Genomic DNA, 19,745 nt, shown 5'->3' on the forward strand with positions numbered 1-19,745 from the left:
CAGCCCCGGTGCCGCGGGCGTCAGGCCTCGTCGAGATCCGGTCCGCGGTCGACGATGTGCATCGAACGCGCCAGGTCGGTGATGCTGCTCGTGAGCGAGGGGTAGACCGCGAATGCGCGTGAAAGCTGGTCGACGCTGAGCCGCCGGTCGACCGCCACCGCGATCGGATAGATGAGTTCGGATGCCTTGGGTCCGACGATCACGCCACCGAGCACGGTTCCCGAACCGCGCCGGGCCATGAGCTTCACGAAGCCATCCGTGATGCCCATCATCTTCGCGCGCGGGTTCGCGGCGAGCGGCAGCTTATGCACGACGCCCTCGATCTTGCCGTCGAGGATGTCCTGCTCGGACCATCCGACCGTCGCGATCTCGGGGGCCGTGAAGATGTTGGCGGCGATCCGGCGGCGCTCGATCGGGATCACGATGTCGCCCATGGCGTGGAACACGGCCGTCCGACCCTGCATGGAAGCCACCGATGCAAGCGGGACGAACGTCGTGCAGTCGCCCGCGGCGTAGATGTTCGGGACGGAGGTGCGTGAGACGCGGTTGACGCGAATGTTGCCGGACGATGTCATCTGCACGCCCGCCTCTTCGAGGCCGAGCCCCGCCGTGTTCGGGATGGACCCGACGGCCATCAGACAGTGGCTGCCCTCGATGCGGCGCCCGTCGGCGAGGGTCACGACCACGCCGTCGCCGTCGCGGACGACAGAATCGGCGCGTGCCTTCGAGAGCAGGGTCATGCCGCCACGGCGGAAGACCTTCTCGAGCACGGCCGCGGCATCCGCGTCCTCACCCGGCAGAACTTGGTCGCGGCTCGAGACGAGCGTGACCTTGGCACCGAGGTTCATGTACGCCGAGGCGAACTCGGCGCCGGTGACGCCCGACCCGACCACGATCAGGTGCTCGGGGAGCGTGGGCATGTCGTAGAGCTGCGTCCAGGTCAGGATGCGCTCGCCATCGGGCTTCGCGCTCGGCAGTTCACGGGGCGATGCGCCGACCGAGATGACGAGCGTGTCGGCTTCGACGCGGTCGAAGTCGGTGCCGTGCGGACCGGTCGAAACGACCACGGCGCCGGGGCCCTCGAGCCGACCGTGACCCGAAATGATGCGGACGCCCGCGTCGAGGAGCGTCTGACGCATGTCCTCCGACTGCTGGCGGGCAAGCGAGAGCAGACGCTTGTTCACGGCGGCGAGATTGATCGCCACCTCCGGTCGGCTGGGCTTGCCGTCCGAATTGCGGGCGAAGAATTGGACGCCGAGATCGGATGCTTCGGAGATCGCCTTCGCCGCCTCCGCGGTGGCGATGAGGGTCTTCGACGGCACGACATCCGTGATGACCGCGGACCCCCCGACACCGGCTCGTTCGACGAGAGTGACTTCGGCGCCGAGTTGGACGCCGGACAGCGCCGCCTCATAGCCACCGGGCCCGCCACCGATGATTGCGATTCTCTGTGTGCGTTCGAACTCACCCGACATGGTCCCCATTGTGTCATCCGCGGCAACGCGGGCTGACGACACGGCCCTGGAGCCAGCACGGCGCGCTTCAGCCCTTCCGCTCGCATCCATCGCGTCGCGTGTGGCCGACGGGGCCCGCGCTTCCTAGAGTGGGGGGATGTCAACGCATACCCCCCACCCCCTCGATGACCCCGCTGCGGACCCGTTCGCGATCGCAGCCGAGGCGGCCGCCGATATCGCGCGGCTGACCGGCGTCGAGAAGCACGACATGGCCCTGACGCTCGGATCGGGCTGGGGCCGCGCCGCGGAACTCATCGGAGACACCGTCGCATCCTTCCCGGCGACCGAAGTCACGGGATTCAGCAAGCCCGCCCTCGAGGGCCACGTCGGAACCCTGCGGAGCGTCCGGACACCCGGCGGCAAGCACGTGCTGGTCATCGGGGCGCGCACCCACTACTACGAGGGCCACGGGGTCCGACGCGTCGTCCACAGCGTGCGGACCGCCGCCGCGGCGGGGGCGCAGATCATGGTGCTCACGAACGGTGCGGGCGGGATCCGCGAAACCTGGGCGCCCGGCCAGCCGGTCCTGATCAGCGACCACATCAATCTCACCGCCGACTCCCCTCTCGAGGGTGCGACGTTCATCGACCTGACCGACCTCTATTCGACGCGGCTGCGCGACATCGCCCGAACCGTCGACCCGAGCCTCGACGAGGGCGTGTACTGCCAGTTCCGGGGACCCCACTACGAAACCCCCGCCGAGGTGCAGATGGCGAAGGCGATCGGCGGGCACATCGTCGGAATGTCGACTGCCCTCGAAGCGATCGCGGCGCGTCAGGCGGGCATGGAGGTGCTCGGCTTCTCGCTCATCACCAACCTGGCCGCCGGCATCCAGAAGACCCCGCTCAGCCATGAAGAGGTCATCGAGGCCGGTCGCGAGGCCGAGCCTGTGATTTCATCGCTGCTCGCCCGCGTGATCGGCGAGCTATGACCGAGACGATCCCTTGGGGCGCGGATGCTGCCGCGTCCGCCGATTCCGCGCTCGAGGCCGCGCGCGCGTGGCTCGCCGAAGACCCGGACCCCGAGACACGGGATGAGCTGGCCGGGCTGATCGAACGCGCCGAGGGCGGCGATGCCGAGGCATCCGCCTCGTTGCACGACCGATTCGACACCCGTCTGGCGTTCGGGACCGCGGGTCTGCGTGGCGAGCTCGGGGCCGGCAGCAACCGGATGAATCGGGTGCTGGTCGCGCAGAGCGCCGCCGGTCTCGCGGCCTTCGTGCGTGACCGGGTGCCGGCTTCCACCCCGGAGACGCCCGCCTCGATCGTGATCGGGTACGACGGACGCAAGAATTCCGCGGTGTTCGCTCGAGATTCGGCCGAGATTTTCGCGGGCGCGGGGCTGCGCGCCATCCTGCTCCCCCGCATGCTGCCGACGCCCGTGCTGGCGTTCGCAGTGCGGCATCTCGGGGCGGACGCCGGCGTGATGGTCACCGCCAGCCACAACCCGCCGCGCGACAACGGGTACAAGGTCTATCTCGGCGGCGAGGACGACGGGGCGCAGATCGTGTCCCCCGCGGACGCCGAGATCGCGGCGCGCATCGACGACATCGCGGCGGACGTCCCGGTCTCGCGCATCCCGCGATCGCTCGGATTCGAGGTGCCAGGCGAGGACATCCTCGACGCCTACGTCGCCCAGACCGCGGCCACCGCGCCCGCTCCCGAAGGCGCTCGCGACCTGCGCTGGGTGTACACCGCGATGCACGGCGTCGGGCACGAGACGCTCGATCGCCTGCTGTCAACGGCCGGGTATCCCGCACCCATCACCGTCGATGCGCAGATTGCGCCCGACCCCGATTTTCCGACCGTCGCGTTCCCGAACCCGGAAGAGCCGGGCGCCATGGATCTCGCGATCGAGGCGGCCGTTGAGGCGGGCGCCGAACTGATCCTGGCGAACGATCCGGATGCCGACCGGCTCGCCGTGGCGATCCCGGACGGCGCGGGCGGATGGCGGCGCCTGAGCGGCAACGACGTTGGACTGCTGCTCGGCTGGCGAGCAGCCCGGCAGGCGCGCGCCGCGGGGGCGCCCGAGGGCTCGTCCCTGGCGTGCTCGCTCGTGTCGTCGCCGGGGCTCGCGGCGATCGCGGGGCACTACGGCCTCGACTTTCACGAGACGCTGACCGGGTTCAAATGGATTTCGCGTGCGCCCGGAATGGTCTTCGGCTTCGAAGAGGCGCTCGGATACCTCGTCGACCCGCACGTCGTTCGCGATAAGGACGGGCTCTCCGCCGCGGTCGCGCTGCTCGAGCTTGCGGTTCAGGCGCGCGCGTCCGGCTCGACGCTGGGCGGCATGCTCGCGGACATGGCGACGCAGTTCGGGCATTTCGCCAGTGCGCAGGTGTCGATGCGGGTCGATGACCTCGCGGTGATCGGGCACATCATGGCGCGGCTGCGGGCGGAGCATCCGACCGACATCGGAGGCATCCATGTCTCCCGTGTCGACGACCTGCTCGAGGGTTCGGGGGCGCTGCCTCCCGGCGACGTGGTGCGATTGTGGCTCGACGACGGGTCGCGGCTGATCGTGCGCCCGAGCGGCACCGAGCCGAAGCTGAAGGTGTACATCGACGTACGGGGCGATTCGGCAGAGGACGCCGCCTCTCGCACGGCCGTTTTGGAGGACGCGTCGCGCGCCCTGATCGCCCGGCTCCAGGGCTGAGATCGCCCATCTGACGCGCTGACGCGCTGAGGCGCGCGACTGGGGCAGGTTTGGTGCTCTGGGGCAGGTTCCTGCATGCCCCGCAGCACCAAACCTGCCCCAGTTTGCGAGCGCCCTCCCCAACGCCGGGCGAGGCTACCCCTCCCCCCGGCGGCTCCGGATTGCGTGGCAGCGTGCTGGTGCGCGATCAGGATGGGCCGATGATCGATCCGTACGATGTCGAACTCACCCGTACCTCTGACCTGACTCGAGCCGGGCTGACATCACGCCAGGTGCAAAAACTCATCGATGACGGCACGTTCGTGCGCGTCAGGCGCGGCATCTTCGCGCAGGGGAAGGGGTGGTCGGAGCTGCGGGCCGAAGGTCGGATGGTGGTGGTAGCTCGCGCCTGGCAGATGAGCGCCGGCATCGAGCCGGTTTTCTCGCACATCACCGCCGCCGCGTTGCACGGACTGCCACTGTTCCGGACCGGTCCTCATCGTGTGCACACCGTGATCCCCGAGCCCCGCAAAGGTTCGGCTCCCGGAGTCATCCGGCATCGCGGGGCGACAGATGTCGGACTGACGACTGTTCGCGGACTGGTCGTGACGGATGTCGCGCGCACGATCGCTGATACGGCGCGCGCATTCAGCGCGGAGACGTCCGTCATCGTCGCGGATGCCGCGTTGAGAGCTGTATCGACCGATCATGAGTATCCCGGGGTGGAGTTGCTTCGGGCGCGGGCGCGGGAAGTCGCCGCATCCCTCCCGCGTGGCTCGGCCCGGAGCCAGCGTGTGATCGAGTTCGCCGACCCTCGAGCGCAACTGCCCGGAGAGAGCGTGAGCCGGCTTTACCTCGTGCGCCTCGGCTTCGCGGTTCCGCGTCTGCAGGTCATGGTCGTGGGGCCGAACGGACGACGGTTTTTCGTCGACTTCGGCCTGGCCGACGTGAACGCGTTCGGCGAATTCGACGGAGACGCCAAGTACACCGATGCCGCGTACCTCGGCGGTCGCACGACTCAGCAGGCGCTCCTCGATGAGAAGTGGCGCGAGGACTGGATCCGGGGCACCACGCAATGGCGATTCGGTCGCTGGGGTTCGGCACACCTCGGGTCCCATCTCGTGCTGGGCACCCGGCTCGCCCAGTTCGGCATCGTGCCGAGGAGCCACCGTTGACCGGAATCCTGCGATGTGGGGCAGGTTTCGTGCTGTGGGGCATGGAGAAACCTGCCCCACAGCACCCAACCTGCCCCGCTTCCGGCCGGTGCCGCGTGAGGGGGCGCGAAAGACAGTACGGAGAGGACGACGCCGTGGCCCGCTACCCCGGGTCGAGAATGGCCTCGAGGCGGTCGAGTAGCGCCTCGGCCTCGGGCCCGTCGACCGCGACGACGATCGTCTCACCGCGATCGACGTCGAGCGTCATGAGCCCCAGGATGCTCGCGCCATCGACCGGCGGGCGGCCCTCCGCGCGCACCTCGACGGCCCCCGGGTGAGCACTCGCAAGGCGGACGAACTCGGCCGCCGGACGGGCGTGCAGTCCGGCCGTCGCCGCGACGGTGATGGCGCGCTCCACGCTGCCAACCCCCATGTCACCTCCCGCGACCCCGCAATCGATGAGCCCCGTGGGGCATGTGCGCCCACTGTACGTGACGGGCCATCACCCGCCCTGCGTCAGCCGTCGATGACCGCGACGAGTTCGTCGAGGAAAGCCGGAAAGTCGGTACCGCGGCGAAGGATCCGCTGCACGCTCTCTCGCTCCGAGAACACTTCGACGAGCTGCTCGAACACGGTCTGGAACGCGGCCCGATCACCCTCGCTGAAAGCCACCAATGCCACGACCTGGACGCGCGAATCGCCCCACGGCACGGACTGCTCGGACACCGCGATCGAGATCGCCGTGCGCGTCGCCGTCATCGTGAGCGCGTGCGGCACGGCGAGGGCGTCCGTGAAAGCGGTGGAAGACAGGCGTTCGCGCTCGATCGTGCGCTCGATGTAGTCGCCGTCGATCACCCCGGCCTCGAGCAGAGGCGCCCCGAGTCGCCGGATGATCGCCTCGTCCGATTCCGCGGGGTCGAGGCCCCGCACGAAGGCGGCGGCATCAAAATACTGCTCGAGTTCGCCCCGCAACCGGGCTAGGCGGCGTCCTCGCCGCACGCGCGCGGCGGCCGTGCCGACCCGTTCGACATCCCCTTCGGTCAAGAAGGGCTGCACGCGCACGATGCGATCGGATGCCTCGGGTGGCGCAATCGTCGTCAGCACCAGATCGGTCGAAATCGCCGCCCAATCCGGGTCGGCACGTGTCTCGACGGTCACGACCTCGATCGAGCGGCCGAGTGACCGGTCGACGCTCGATCGCAACAGCTCGTGCAGTTCGTAGTAGCCGGGGCAGACGATCGTGGCGGTGACGATCGCATCCGCTCGTCTGCTGCGCTCGAGCCGCCCCCCGACGTGCATCGCAATGTAGGCGAGCTCGTCGTCGTGCAGTTCGAGACCGAGGCGCTCCTGCAGTTGGAGCGCCAGGAACACCGCGACCTCGAAGATCATCGGATAGCTCGACTTGATCGAGCGCGTCAGCGGGTTGCGCGACCACGCACCGACGCGGGAGCGGTGCCGCAGGTTCTGCACGTGCAGGGCGAGGCGCAGCACGAAGTCCTCGTGGCCGAGGTCGACGCCGAACTCCTCGACGGCACGGCCCACGGCATTGCGCACGGCCGCTTCGACATCGGGTTCGAGGAGCTCGCGCTGGTCCCCGCCCTCGTCCGCGGGCGCGACCACACGCGTCTGCAACAGTGTGGCGAGGTGCCGCCGGTCGGCGAGGCCGAGATCGACGCCGAAGCGATCCTCCGCGAGCCTTCCGACGATCGCCGCGACACCCGAGTCAGCACCCGAGTCGGCAGCGTCGGCGATCACCCGGCGACGGCGCGTGCGGTCCACCGCGATCGCCACGTGGAGCAGCACATCGGTGATCGCGTACTCGTTGATGTAGAAGCCGTGGGCCGCGAGCTCGGCCACGAGATCGTCTTTGAAGCTGGCCAGCGCGTCCGGATCAACGTACTCGGCGGCCAGGGAGCGGCGCAGGAGAGGTGTTTCCAGAGCTCCGGCATCCATCTCGTCGTGGACGAGCCGACTGAGCAGACGCCGTTGGGCTTCTTCCGGCCCGCGCAACCGGAGGACGGAGCCCGAACGCTCGAGAGACAGGCCCGCACCGGCGAGCAGCGCCCGCACTCGAGCCAGGTCCCCCTCGAGCGTCGCCTCGCTGACGAAGAGGCTCGCTGCCGTCGCATACACCTCGATCCCGTCGTCGGCATCGAGAAGGGCACGCACGAGGGCATGCAGGCGGTCCCGCGGTGTCGAGGCATCCGGAGCCACATCGCGAAGGGATGCGACCGTCGCCGGATCGATGCGGTACCCGAACGGCCCGGACTCGATGGGGTCGATGTCGGCGAGACGTGCATTGATCGAGGTGACGTAACTCCGGATGCTTCGTGGCGTGACGCCGAGCGCGTCCGCAAGCGTCGCGGCGGTAACCCACTCGCCATCACGCGCCAGCAGGGCGATGACCCGGTCTTGTCGCGCCCTCGTCACGCGTCGCCACCTTTCCCGGATGACGCGCGGCGAGATCGCGCGTCCCGCTCAGTCAATCACGTCGGTCGTGTCCAGGGCTGGTCACCCGAAAGCGCTTTCCGCGGGGGCGGAAGGCGGAGTGCATTGTCGGCTCACAGCGATCTCACAACAATGGAACAGAAGGAGGTACGGATCGATGAGGATCCTCGTGATCTGTGGCGCGGGTGCGTCCAGCACCTTCGTGGCGATGCGACTGCGCCATGCTGCGCAGAACGCCGGGCTCTCCGTGCAGGCTCTCGCCGGCACCGTCGAATCGCTCGCCGTCGACCTCGACTCCACCGACATTCTTCTCGTCGCGCCGCACCTCGCCCGCGAACTCCCCGATCTCGAGCATCTCGCCGCGCAGCGGAGCGTTCAGGTCATCCTGCTGCCGGAAGACGTCTTCGCCGATATGGACGGCACGCGCACACTTCGAGCCGTTCTTCCAGCGCTGACCACCGATTTGCCCCTGACCCCAACCGACCACTGACTCCCCCATTGAAAGGACACCCCATGGCTGAGATCACTCGCACCGTGCGTATCGGATCTTCACACGGACTGCACGCCCGCCCGGCGAAGATGTTCGCACAGGCGGCGAAGGAGGCCGGTTTCCCGGTGACCGTCGCGAAGGACTCGGGCAAGCCCATCAACGCCGCCAGCATCCTCGGTGTCATCTCGCTGGGTGTCGAGCACGGCGACTACGTCACACTCGCGGTCGACACCGACGACCAGGATGCCGGTGAGGCGACGCTGGACCGCCTCGCCGAGCTGCTCACCACCGACCACGACGCGGCGTGAGCATGGCAGAGCTGCGGGGAGTCGGCATCGGACTGGGCGTCGCCCAGGGCCCGGTCGCCCGCATGGCCGAGCCCCTGCCGTCGCCCACCGACACAGCGAGCGAGCGGACTCCGGAAGAAGAGACCGCCCGCGCCCGCGCCGCGGTCGCGGAAGTCGCCCGCGAGCTCGAATCCCGCGCCGTCACGGCGGGCGGCATGGCTCAGGAGGTGCTCGAGGCCCAGGCCATGATGGCCGAGGACCCGACCCTCGAAGAAGAGCTCGACACGCGGATTCTGGCCGGCAAGACGGCCGAGTTCGCGGTGTTCGATGCCTTCCAGTCGTTCCGCGCGCAGCTCGAAGCGGTCGGCGGATATCTCGGCGAACGAGCCGCGGATCTCGACGACGTGGCGCAGCGTGTCATCGCGAACCTCCGCGGCGTGCCGGCCCCGGGTGTGCCCGACCCCGGGCATCCGTTCGTCCTCGTGGCAAAAGATCTGGCGCCGGCCGACACCGCGCTGCTGGACCTCGACATGGTGCTGGCGCTGGTCACGACCGAGGGCGGGCCGACGTCGCACACGGCGATCCTCGCCCGCGAGAAGTCCATCGTCGCCGTGGTCGGCGTCGCGGCCGCGAAAGAACTCGCCGACGGCGACACGGTGATCGTGGATGCCGCGGCGCACGTCGTCGTCACCGACCCGACCGCCGAGGAGCTCGCCCGGGCGCAGAACCGGGCGGACGCGCGACGTGACGCGGCGTCAGCCCCCATCACCCCGGGAGCCCTCGCCGACGGGACCCCGGTGCCGCTGCTCGCGAATCTCGGGTCGCCGAAGGGCGCAGCCGAGGCCATCGAACTCGGCGCCGAGGGCGTCGGGCTGTTCCGCACCGAGTTCCTGTTCCTGAGCGCCAGTCAGGCGCCGACGATCGCCCAGCAGCGGGACTCATACACCCAGCTGCTCGAAGCGTTCCCGGGCAAGAAGGTCGTCGTGCGGGTGCTGGATGCCGGAGCCGACAAGCCCCTGCCGTTCCTCAACGACGCGCACGAAGAGAACCCGGCGCTCGGGCTCCGGGGCCTGCGGGCGCTGCGCGCCAGCGAGGACATCCTGCGCGAGCAGCTGACCGCGCTAGCAGAAGCGGATGCCCGGACGTCGGCCGACCTCTGGGTCATGGCGCCGATGGTGGCGACGGTCGAAGAGACGGAGTACTTCGTCACGATCGCCCGCGAGTACGGCCTCAAGACGGCCGGTGTGATGATCGAGGTGCCCTCCAGCGCGCTGCTGGCGGACCGTGTTCTCGCGCACGCCGACTTCGCGTCGATCGGCACGAACGACCTGACGCAGTACACGCTGGCCGCGGATCGTCTGCTGGGGTCGGTCGCCTCGTTCCAGGACCCGTGGCATCCCGCGGTGCTCCGGCTGATCCGCGAGGTCGGCGACGCCGGCCGCGAAACGGGCAAGCCTGTCGGCATCTGCGGCGAGGCGGCGGCAGACCCGCTCCTGGCCGTGGTGCTCGTGGGTCTCGGCGCCACGACCCTCTCGATGGCGCCCACAGCGATCGCCGACGTTCGTGCGATCCTGCTCGACCACTCGCTCGGGGATGCACGCCGCATCGCCGAGGCCGCCCTCGCCGCGAACGACGCGGCATCCGCACGATCCGCGGCCTTGGCAGCAGCCACCGCCGCATCCACCCCGGCATCCTCGCCGACCGACACACGAGAGAAAGAGACACAGTCATGACGACGACGTCAACCCCTGCGAAGAGCGGGGTCAACAAGGCGCGAGTCGGAGTCCAACGCTTCGGCACGTTCCTCTCCGGCATGATCATGCCCAACATCGCGGCCTTCATTGCGTGGGGCTTCATCACCATGCTGTTCATCGCCGTGGGTTGGCTCGGCGGATGGACCCCGGTCGCACCGCTCCTCGGCGGCTTCGGCAACGCGGACCTGATCAACTGGCCGGGCGCCATGACGGCGCTGGCGGTCGATGAAGACGGCAACACGTTCCCGCAGTTCGTCGGCCTCGTCGGCCCGATGATCACGTACCTGCTGCCGCTCCTCATCGCCAACACCGCGGGACGCATGGTCTACGGCGAGCGCGGTGGCGTCGTCGCCACGATCGCCGTGATGGGTGTCATCGTCGGCACGAACATCCCGATGTTCCTCGGCGCGATGATCATGGGACCGTTCGCGGCCTACGTCACCAAGTGGATGGACAAGATCTGGGACGGCAAGATCAAGCCCGGGTTCGAGATGCTCGTGAACAACTTCTCGGCGGGCATCCTCGGCATGCTGCTGGCGATCCTCGGCTTCTTCATCTTCGGACCGGCGATCCTGTGGTTCAGCGACATCCTCGGTGCCGCGGTCGCGTGGCTCGTGAGCCTGAGCTTGCTGCCCTTCGTCTCGATCATCGTCGAGCCGGCGAAGGTGCTGTTCCTCAACAACGCGATCAACCACGGTGTCTTCACCCCGCTCGGCATCGAGCAGGCGACCGAGACCGGCAAGTCGATACTGTTCCTCATCGAGGCCAACCCCGGCCCGGGCCTCGGCCTGCTGCTGGCGTTCTCGTTCTTCGGTGTCGGCGCGGCGAAGGCCTCGGCACCGGGTGCGGCGGTCATCCAGTTCCTCGGCGGTATCCATGAGATCTACTTCCCGTACGCACTGTCGAAGCCGATGACGATCCTCGCCCTGATCGCGGGTGGCGCAACCGGTGTCACGACCAACATGCTTCTGAACGGCGGACTCGCTTTCCCGGCAGCGCCCGGCAGCATCATCGCCGTGACGGCCGCGGCTTCCAGTCCGGCTGCTGGTGGAATCACGAACCTGCTGGTCGTGTACTTGTCGGTGCTTCTCGCCGCGACGGTGACGTTCCTGATCACCGCGGTCATCCTGCGGGCTTCGCGCAAGCGGGACCTGCTCGCCGAAGCCGACACGTTCGGCGCCGCGATCGCTCAGACCGAAGCCAACAAGGGCAAGTCCTCGGCCGCGATGGACGCACTTCGCGTCTCGTCGGGTTCGGACCGCGCCGCCGACCGTGACGCGGATGCAGCGCTCGACAAGCTCGAGACGGAGCGCGAAACCGGCGGCCGCGCCGACGGCGGACTGCTCACCACGAAGCAGGTCAAGACGATCGTCTTCGCGTGCGACGCGGGTATGGGTTCGTCTGCCATGGGCGCGAGCGTCCTGCGCAACAAGATCAAGAAGGCGGGCATCGACGATGTCACGGTCACCAACAAGGCGATCGCGAACCTCGACGGATCGGCCGACCTGATCATCACGCAGAACCAGCTCACCGACCGGGCTCGCCAGAAGACGCCCGAGGCGATCCACGTCTCGGTCGACAACTTCATGAACTCGCCGAAGTACGACGAGGTCGTGGAACTCGTGCGCGACCAGCACCAGGATGGTGCGTAGGGTCTGATCCGTTGCGGGGTCGGTCGGCGCTCTGCCGCCGGCCCCGCAGCACCAGCCCCGTACGACCGTGTCCCACTTTTCCTCGCTATCGGCCACCCGAAGCGAGGAAAAGTGGGACACGCTAGAGGTTGTTCAACAGAAAGGCATCACCATGGCACGCGACGTCCTCACCCTCGGTCAGGTCCGCATCCACTCCGGCTCCGCGACGCGGGAGGAGGCCATGAAAGAGGCCGCCGACATCCTTGAAGCCGCGGGCGCCGTCACCTCGCAGTACTTCGATGCGATGCAGCAGCGCGAGATGACGGTCTCGACCTACATGGGCAACGAGCTGGCCATCCCCCACGGCACGAACGAGACGAAGGATGCGATCCTCGGGTCTGCGCTTTCGGTCGTTCGCTACGACGGCGGCGTGGATTGGGGCGGCGAACCTGTCACGTTCGTCATCGGTATCGCCGGCAAGGGTGATGAGCACCTCGAGATCCTGTCGCAGATCGCGCTGGTCTTCTCCGATGAGGACGAAGTCGCCGTTCTGAAGAACGTCTCGACCCCCGAAGAACTCTTCGCGATCCTCAGCGCGGTGAACGAGTCGTGAAGGCCGTCCACTTCGGCGCCGGAAACATCGGGCGCGGCTTCGTCGGGCTGCTTCTGCACGAAGCGGGCTACGAGCTCGTGTTCTCGGATGTCTCGGCGGCGCTCGTCGACGCGATCAACGCCGAGAAGAGCTATACGGTGCACGAGGTCGGCGCTGGCGGCGTCGACAAGGTCGTGACCGGGTTCCGGGCGATCAACAGCGCGGAGAACCCGCAAGAGGTGATCGACGAGATCGCGGGAGCGAATATCGTCACCACGGCGGTCGGCCCGACGGTCCTGAAATTCCTGGCCCCACTCATCCTGTCCGGCGTGGCGCTGCGCGATCCGTCCTCTCCCCCGCTGCAGATCATGGCGTGCGAGAACGCGATCAACGCCACCGACGTGCTGCGCGACCACATCCGCGAGCAAGCGGGCGAAGCCTGGGACGCCATCGCGAGCCGCGCCGTGTTCGCGAACACCGCCGTCGACCGCATCGTGCCGGCCCCCCAAGACAACCCGGGTGTGGACGTGACGGTCGAGCCCTTCTACGAGTGGGCGATCGAGCGTCCCCCGTTCGGCGACGACCCGCCGCAGATCCCCGGTGCGCATTTCGTGCACGACCTCGCCCCCTACATCGAGCGCAAGCTCTTCACCGTCAACACGGGTCACGCGACGACGGCCTATTACGGCGCGCGGGCGGGCGTGGAGCGGATCTCGGACGCTCTTGCGGTGCCCGAGATCGCGGAACGCGTCAGCGCGACGCTGGAAGAGACATCCGCGCTGCTCGTCGCGAAGCACGAACTCGACCCGCGCGGGCTCGCCGAATACCGCGAGCGGATCCTCGAACGGTTCCGCAATCCCGCTCTGCCCGACACGGTGTGGCGGGTGGGTCGCCAGCCTCTTCGCAAGCTCTCACGCCACGAGCGCTTCGTCGGCCCTGCCGCCGAAGCGGCTGAGCGTGGGCTACCCACGTCGGCTCTCGTCGCGGCTATGGGCGCCGCTCTCGCGTTCGAGGATGCGGAGGACCCCCAGTCGGCGGACGTACAGCGGATGCTGCGGGAGCTGGATGCGGCCGAGTTCACCGCGACCGTCACGGGCCTGGAGCGGGAGCATCCGCTCTTCGCACGGGTCGAGGCGGTTGTCGCGGCTCGACAGGCAGAGCTCCCCTGAGCGGAGCGAGCTTGTCGCATCGCTTTGCAAGGCTGCGCGTGTTCGCTTAGCCTTACCTAAGTGAACACTCAGACGCGGACCCTGCCGAAGCGCTCCCCCGACGTCGCCTTCGTGCCCATGCTGGCCGAGGTCGCACGCATCGAGGTCGTGAGCCCGACGTTCCGTCGTTTCACACTCACCGGCCCCGAACTGCACACGGTCGCCGACAACCGGTTCGACCAGCGATTCAAGATCCTCTTCCCCGTGCCGGGCTCGGACATCACCGAGCTGCCCCTCGACGTGTTGGTCGACAGCAACGACTGGTACGGAGCCTGGCGCGAGCTCGATAACGCGGTCCGTCCCCCCATGCGCACCTACACCGTGCGGACGGTCCGGCCCGAGGCATCCGAGTTCGATGTCGACATCGCGCTGCACGGCCGACTGGGCCCCGCCTCGGCCTGGGCACTCGACGCGAGCGTCGGAGACCGAATCATCGTGTGCGTGCCACACACGGGTTACACCGGTGGTTTCCACGGGGGTGTCGACTGGCGGCCGCCTGCCGAGGTCGGCCGCGTGCTCATCGCCGGCGACGAGACCGCACTGCCGGCCGTCTCCGGCATCTTGGAGCGTCTGCCCGCCGGCGCGCGCGGCATCGCGGTCGTCGAAGTGCCGGATGCCACGGATGCCCGAGCCCTCAGTCAACCGCCCCGGGGCGTGGAGCTGCGGGTCGTGGTTCGCGGCGATGCGGCCGTGGGCACCGCGCTGATTCCGGCTGTGCACGCCGCCGCGGCCGAGCTGCTGGACGCGCAGGACGCCTCGGCCGCCGTCCTCGAGGACGTCGACATCGATGCCGGGCTCCTCTGGGAGGTTCCGACCGACGCACAGGGCGACCCCCTGTTGGCGAAGGCACCCTTCTATGCGTGGCTCGCCGGTGAGGCTCAGCCGATCAAAGAATTGCGGCGGCACCTCGTCTCCGAGCGGGGCGTCGACCGCAAGGCCGTTGCCTTCATGGGTTACTGGCGGCGCGGCCGCGCCGAGATGTGACGCGAACGAGACCCGTCCGATTCGAAGCCTGCACTTCGTTAGGTTAGCCTTGCCTTAGCGAGAATCCTCGCGCCCTCCTCCCGAAAGGACCTCCCATGAGAGTGCCCCGCAGCATGGGTCTGCTCGCCGCAGCCGCCCTCACCTCGCTCGCCCTCACGTCGTGCTCCACGCCGGCCGGCGATGACAGCACCACGACCGAGGGATCGGCAGACGGCTTCCCCGTCACCGTCGAGCACGCCTACGGCGAAACCGTCATCACCGAGAAGCCGGAGCGCGTCGCCACCGTCGCCTGGTCGAACCACGAGGTGCCCCTCGCGCTCGGTGTCGTGCCCGTCGGCATGAGCAAGGCCACGTGGGGCGACGACGACGACAACGGCGTCCTCCCCTGGGTCGAGGACCAGCTCGAAGAGCTCGGCGCCGAAACCCCGGTGCTCTTCGACGAGACCGACGGCATCGACTTCGAAGCCGTCGCCGACACCGATCCCGATGTGATCCTCGCCGCATACTCGGGCCTGACGCAGGAGGACTACGACACCCTGTCGCAGATCGCGCCCGTCGTGGCCTACCCCGAGGTCGCCTGGGGCACCTCCTACGAGGACATGATCCGCCTGAACTCCGAGGCCATCGGTCTCGCCGAGGAGGGCGAGCAGCTGATCTCGGACCTGGAGGGCCAGGTCGCCGACGCGCTCGCGGCGTACCCCGAACTGGACGGCAAGAAGGTCCTGTTCTCGTACATCGACCCGACGGACTTCAGCCAGATCGGCTTCTACACGAGCCACGACACGCGCCCCGGCTTCCTCGAGGCGAACGGTCTTCCCGCACCCGCCATCGTCTCCGAGATGTCCGCGGACACCGAGGAGTTCTATCTGCAGGTCAGCGCGGAAGAGGCCGACCGCTTCTCGGACGTCGACATCTGGGTGACCTACGGCGACGCCGACGGTGCGCTCGTCGAGGCGATCAAGGCCGACCCCCTGCTGTCGCAGATCCCGGCGATCGCGAACGGACAGATCGCGGTGCTCGAAGACTCCACCCCCCTCGCGGCATCGGCGAACCCCTCGCCCCTGTCGATCGGCTGGGGCGTCGATGAGTACTTCGCGGTACTCGCCAGCGCGCTCTCGCAGAACGGCTAGCACCCACCCGTGACCACCGTCAGGCCGGGCTTACGACCGACCGGAGTCGCCGCGCTGCGGCGCCCGGTCGGCGTTCGCCTGGCCTGGCTGTTCGCGGGGCTCGTACTTCTCGTCATCCTGGGCGCGGCATCGCTCGCATTCGGTGCTCGGGATGTCTCACTCACCGAGATCTTCGCCGCCCTCGGCGGCGGCGCGGAGGATGTGGGCGAGGCAGCCGTCACCCTCCGGATGCCCCGCACCGTGCTCGCGATGCTCGTGGGCGCAGCCCTCGCCCTGTCGGGTTGCGCCATGCAGGCGATCACCCGCAATCCTCTCGCCGACCCCGGCATCCTCGGGGTGTCGTCCGGAGCGGCCCTGGCCGTTGTGATCGGCATCGCGTTCTTCGGCCTCAGCAATCCGTACTCCTATATCGGAGTCGCGACCCTCGGAGCGGCCGGGGCATCCGCCTTCGTGTATGCCGTCGGATCGATGGGACGAGGCGGCGCGACACCGCTCAAGCTCGCGCTCGCCGGGGCCGCATCCGCCGCCGCCTTCTCCTCGCTCGTGAGCGCCATCCTGCTGCCCCGCGTCGACATCCTCGAGACCTTCCGCTTCTGGCAGATCGGCGGCGTGGGCGGTGCGAGCTGGGATCGGATCCTCGTGGTCGCCCCCTTCCTCGGACTCGGTGCCCTGATCTGCCTGATCAGCGCGCGGGGCATGAATTCGCTCGCCCTCGGCGACGACATGGCCGCGGGCCTGGGCGTCCGAGTCGGACAGACGCGTCTCCTCGCGGCGGTCGGCGCCGTCATCCTCGCGGGGGCAGCGACCGCGATCGCCGGCCCCATCGGGTTCGTGGGCCTCGTTGTCCCGCACCTGTGTCGCCTGCTGGTGGGTACCGACCACCGCTGGCTGCTGCCCTTCTCCGCCATCGCGGGCGCCGCGCTCCTGACCCTCGCCGACGTCATCGGGCGCCTCATCACCCGCCCGGAAGAGATCGACGTCGGCATTGTCACGGCGTTCATCGGGGCACCCGTCTTCATCTGGATCGTCCGGCGACAGCGGGTGCGGGAACTATGACCCTCGACTCCGTCATCGCCGGGCGCCGCAGCCGGTTCCGCCGCCGCGCGGTGATCATCGCGATCCTCGGCATCGCCGTTTTCGTCGCGTACGCCGTCACGCTCATGGTCGGGCAGACGTTCTATTCGCCGGGCGAAGTGGTCCAGGTGATCCTCGGGCAACAGGTACCCGGCGCATCCTTCACCGTCGGCACCCTGCGCCTGCCGCGCGCCACCCTCGGACTCCTCGCGGGCGCCGCATTCGGCCTGGCCGGCGTGACGTTCCAGACCCTGTTGCGCAACCCGCTCGCCTCGCCCGATGTGATCGGTATCAGCGCCGGTGCCAGCGCCGCCGCCGTCTTCGCGGGGGTGACGCTCGGTCTGGGCGACCGTGAGGTCTCGATCTTCGCACTGGTCGCGGCCCTCATCACGGCCGGCACCATCTACCTCCTGTCGTACAAGGCGGGCTTCTCCGGCATCCGGCTCATCCTGATCGGTATCGGCGTCGGCGCGATGCTCGACAGCCTGATCACGTATCTCCTCTCCCGCGCCGCGGCATGGGACCTGCAGGTCGCGATGCAGTGGCTGACGGGAAGCCTGAACGGCGCCTCGTGGGAGCGGGTGCTGCCGCTCCTCGTAGTCGTCGCCCTGTTCGGGCCGCTCCTGATGGGTTCGTCGCGGTCGTTCGCCGCACTGCACCTCGGGGATGACTCTGCCGCGGCTCTGGGAGTGCGCACGAACCGCACACGCTTGCTCATGATCCTGGCCGCCGTCATCCTCCTTGCCTTCGCGACCGCCGCCAGCGGTCCCATCGCGTTCGTCGCGTTCATGGCCGGTCCGATCGCCGCGCGGATCGTCGGACCGGGTGGCTCGCTGATGCTGCCCGCCGCACTCGTCGGGGCGCTGCTGGTACTCGTCGCGGACCTCATCGGCCAGTTCGCCTTCGGCACCCGCTACCCCGTCGGTGTCATCACGGGCGTGCTCGGCGCCCCGTACCTGATCTATCTCCTCATACGGAACAATCGCGCGGGAGGCTCACTATGACGCACGCGGATCGGCTCTCAGCAGAGTCACTGACCCTCGCCTACGGTGACCGCGAGGTCGTGCACGACCTCGATCTGTCGATACCGTCGGGGCAGATCACCGCGATCGTCGGGGCGAACGGATGCGGCAAGTCGACCGTCCTGCGTGCCCTCGCCCGGCTGCTCAAGCCGCGCAGCGGCGCGGTGCTGCTCGACGGGGAAGAGATCCATCGGCTCCCCTCTCGTGAGGTCGCCCGGCGCCTGGGGCTCCTGCCGCAGAGCCCCACGGCACCGGAGGGAATCGTCGTATCCGACCTGATCGGCCGAGGGAGGCATCCGCACCAACGCTTTCTCGCCCGGTGGAGCGCAGCGGATTACGAGGCCGTCGCCGACGCACTCGACGCGACCGGAATCGCCGACCTCGCGGACCGGGCCGTGGACGAACTCTCCGGCGGCCAGCGCCAGCGGGTCTGGATCGCGATGGCGCTTGCGCAGCAGACCGACATCCTGCTGCTCGACGAACCGACGACGTTCCTCGATGTGACACATCAGATCGAGGTGCTGGACCTGCTCACCGACCTCAACCGGTCGCGGGGCACGACGATCGCCATGGTGCTGCACGACCTGAACCTCGCGTCTCGTTACGCCGACCGCCTCGTGGCGGTGTGTGAGGGCCGGATCTACGCATCCGGGGTCCCCGCCGAGGTCATCACCGAGGCGAACGTGGGGGCGGTTTTCGGCCTGGATTGCCAGGTGATCGCCGACCCCGTCTCGGGCGCCCCGCTGGTCCTCCCCCGCGGCCGCCACCACAGCTGACGCGCCCGCCCCCCCGGGTGTCCCACCTTTTCACCCCATGAAGTCCCATGGGGTGAAAAGGTGGGACATTCAGGGTTGCCATCCCCTCGCGATCAGCGCCTTGCGAACTCGGGAGACGGCCGGGCGGCCTCCGTCTCGCATGTGGTGGTTCAGGATGCGGACGTGCAGGATGCCTTCGTCGCGTATCGCGTCCCAACGGTCGGAATCTCGGCGATACTGACGCTCGTCGATCGCATGCTGCCGCCCGTCATACTCCACGGCAACGCGGTAGCGGCGATAGAAAAGATCCAGTCGCGCCACGAATTCGCCGTACCCGCCGTAGATACTCACGTTGAGTTCGGGTTCCGGTAGTCCGGCACCGGTGAGGATCAACCGCAGCTCAGTCTCCCGCGGGGACTCGGACCCGACTCTCAACTGCACGAGCGCAGCACGCAGGGCGGGCGTTCCCCCCATCACATGCAGCTCGTGCCGCAGTTCTTCGACAGTAGCGAGCGGCCGTCGCCCTCCGATGAGAAAGTCTCCGATCTGGGTGAGGGCAAGCGCACTCCACCTTCCGCCCACCTGCCGCCACGCTCGCACGGGGTGCTCGACGCGCAGTCCATGTACCCACAGCGTCGCGGAATCACGCACCTGCAGCCGATGTCCGACGACACCGCGCGTCCTCGGCTCGCGAGAAGGCCGGTGTGCGGCGACGTGCATCTCGCCCGACGCGCCCGAGGGAGTCGGCGCACCGATCAACCGAAGAGCCGTACCGTGCGAGAAAAATTGGTGATCGGGCATCCGTGCAGCGAACGCCCGGCAGCTGTCGAGAAACGAGTCATCGCTCGATTCCTCGGAACGCTCCCGGACGACGCCCCAAAACGGGTGTTCCACGGCGGGCGAAGCGAGACGGCGGCGGCCGATGCCATTCGCGACAGCGTCGTGAAACGACAACGGGTCGGCGAGCTCAACGATGGGCGAACGACGGCGAGGCATCCTCCACCCTGTCGCGCAGACAGTCGCCAGAACCTCGCCGAGCCTCGACCTGCACCCCACAACGCGCCGCTG

Annotated in this window: 18 protein-coding genes; 14 read left to right on the forward strand and 4 right to left on the reverse strand. The window is 68.6% G+C overall.

Translation table 11 applies throughout. The features are described 5' to 3' along the window. Positions 1 to 20: 20 nt before the first annotated feature. Positions 21 to 1,475, reverse strand: a complete 1,455-nt coding sequence (locus CGU34_RS11040) for an NAD(P)H-quinone dehydrogenase (protein WP_100814236.1) — start codon at positions 1,473 to 1,475, stop codon at positions 21 to 23. Positions 1,476 to 1,611: 136 nt separating this feature from the next. On the opposite strand from CGU34_RS11040, the gene CGU34_RS11045 reads away from it, so the two are divergent. The 3 genes from CGU34_RS11045 to CGU34_RS11055 all read left to right on the forward strand — a co-directional run bounded on the left by CGU34_RS11045 (position 1,612) and on the right by CGU34_RS11055 (position 5,323). Then, entirely contained in the window at positions 1,612 to 2,445 is an 834-nt protein-coding gene (locus CGU34_RS11045; protein WP_036298381.1) for a purine-nucleoside phosphorylase, read from the forward strand. Then, entirely contained in the window at positions 2,442 to 4,169 is a 1,728-nt protein-coding gene (locus CGU34_RS11050; protein WP_051513459.1) for a phospho-sugar mutase, read from the forward strand. The genes CGU34_RS11045 and CGU34_RS11050 overlap by 4 nt, the downstream gene beginning before the upstream one ends. A gap of 200 nt (positions 4,170 to 4,369) precedes the next feature. Next, positions 4,370 to 5,323, forward strand: coding sequence for a type IV toxin-antitoxin system AbiEi family antitoxin domain-containing protein (locus CGU34_RS11055; RefSeq protein ID WP_051513462.1), 954 nt, complete (start codon positions 4,370 to 4,372; stop codon positions 5,321 to 5,323). Between the two features lie 142 nt (positions 5,324 to 5,465). Here CGU34_RS11055 and CGU34_RS11060 read toward each other — a convergent pair whose 3' ends face one another. Further along, a complete protein-coding gene (locus CGU34_RS11060) occupies positions 5,466 to 5,735 on the reverse strand; it encodes an HPr family phosphocarrier protein (protein ID WP_036298384.1) in 270 nt (89 codons plus the stop codon). An 83-nt stretch (positions 5,736 to 5,818) separates the two neighbouring features. Further along, positions 5,819 to 7,732, reverse strand: coding sequence for a BglG family transcription antiterminator (locus CGU34_RS11065; protein WP_198517755.1), 1,914 nt, complete (start codon positions 7,730 to 7,732; stop codon positions 5,819 to 5,821). Positions 7,733 to 7,907: 175 nt separating this feature from the next. On the opposite strand from CGU34_RS11065, the gene CGU34_RS11070 reads away from it, so the two are divergent. The 11 genes from CGU34_RS11070 to CGU34_RS11120 all read left to right on the forward strand — a co-directional run bounded on the left by CGU34_RS11070 (position 7,908) and on the right by CGU34_RS11120 (position 18,698). Further along, entirely contained in the window at positions 7,908 to 8,240 is a 333-nt protein-coding gene (locus tag CGU34_RS11070) for a PTS sugar transporter subunit IIB (protein ID WP_036298386.1), read from the forward strand. A 23-nt stretch (positions 8,241 to 8,263) separates the two neighbouring features. Beyond that, on the forward strand, positions 8,264 to 8,548 hold the full coding sequence (locus CGU34_RS11075; protein ID WP_036298388.1) for an HPr family phosphocarrier protein: 285 nt from the start codon (positions 8,264 to 8,266) through the stop codon (positions 8,546 to 8,548). Between the two features lie 2 nt (positions 8,549 to 8,550). Next, a complete protein-coding gene (gene ptsP / locus CGU34_RS11080) occupies positions 8,551 to 10,260 on the forward strand; it encodes a phosphoenolpyruvate--protein phosphotransferase (protein WP_100814124.1) in 1,710 nt (569 codons plus the stop codon). After that, complete coding sequence (locus tag CGU34_RS11085) at positions 10,257 to 11,933, forward strand: PTS mannitol transporter subunit IICB (RefSeq protein ID WP_100814125.1); 1,677 nt, start codon at positions 10,257 to 10,259, stop codon at positions 11,931 to 11,933. Before ptsP ends, CGU34_RS11085 begins: the two co-directional genes overlap by 4 nt. A gap of 151 nt (positions 11,934 to 12,084) precedes the next feature. After that, on the forward strand, positions 12,085 to 12,525 hold the full coding sequence (locus tag CGU34_RS11090; protein ID WP_036298394.1) for a PTS sugar transporter subunit IIA: 441 nt from the start codon (positions 12,085 to 12,087) through the stop codon (positions 12,523 to 12,525). Further along, a complete protein-coding gene (locus CGU34_RS11095; protein ID WP_036298396.1) occupies positions 12,522 to 13,673 on the forward strand; it encodes a mannitol-1-phosphate 5-dehydrogenase in 1,152 nt (383 codons plus the stop codon). The genes CGU34_RS11090 and CGU34_RS11095 overlap by 4 nt, the downstream gene beginning before the upstream one ends. 60 nt (positions 13,674 to 13,733) lie before the next feature. Then, entirely contained in the window at positions 13,734 to 14,696 is a 963-nt protein-coding gene (locus CGU34_RS11100; RefSeq protein ID WP_232711647.1) for a siderophore-interacting protein, read from the forward strand. Positions 14,697 to 14,791: 95 nt separating this feature from the next. Then, positions 14,792 to 15,826 (forward strand): iron-siderophore ABC transporter substrate-binding protein, encoded by a 1,035-nt coding sequence (locus CGU34_RS11105; protein WP_036298398.1) that lies wholly within the window; start codon positions 14,792 to 14,794, stop codon positions 15,824 to 15,826. Between the two features lie 9 nt (positions 15,827 to 15,835). Continuing rightward, a complete protein-coding gene (locus CGU34_RS11110) occupies positions 15,836 to 16,882 on the forward strand; it encodes a FecCD family ABC transporter permease (RefSeq protein ID WP_100814126.1) in 1,047 nt (348 codons plus the stop codon). Further along, positions 16,879 to 17,904 (forward strand): FecCD family ABC transporter permease, encoded by a 1,026-nt coding sequence (locus CGU34_RS11115; protein WP_100814127.1) that lies wholly within the window; start codon positions 16,879 to 16,881, stop codon positions 17,902 to 17,904. Before CGU34_RS11110 ends, CGU34_RS11115 begins: the two co-directional genes overlap by 4 nt. After that, the gene (locus CGU34_RS11120) at positions 17,901 to 18,698 is read left to right on the forward strand and encodes an ABC transporter ATP-binding protein (RefSeq protein ID WP_100814128.1); all 798 of its coding nucleotides are present in this window, start codon (positions 17,901 to 17,903) and stop codon (positions 18,696 to 18,698) included. Before CGU34_RS11115 ends, CGU34_RS11120 begins: the two co-directional genes overlap by 4 nt. A 69-nt stretch (positions 18,699 to 18,767) precedes the next feature. Here the strand turns inward: CGU34_RS11120 and CGU34_RS11125 are convergent, their stop codons facing one another. After that, the gene (locus tag CGU34_RS11125) at positions 18,768 to 19,673 is read right to left on the reverse strand and encodes a hypothetical protein (protein WP_100814129.1); all 906 of its coding nucleotides are present in this window, start codon (positions 19,671 to 19,673) and stop codon (positions 18,768 to 18,770) included. Between the last annotated feature and the right edge of the window lie 72 nt (positions 19,674 to 19,745).

The sequence above is a fragment of the Microbacterium lacus genome, assembly GCF_002812805.1.
Taxonomy (GTDB): domain Bacteria; phylum Actinomycetota; class Actinomycetes; order Actinomycetales; family Microbacteriaceae; genus Microbacterium; species Microbacterium lacus_A.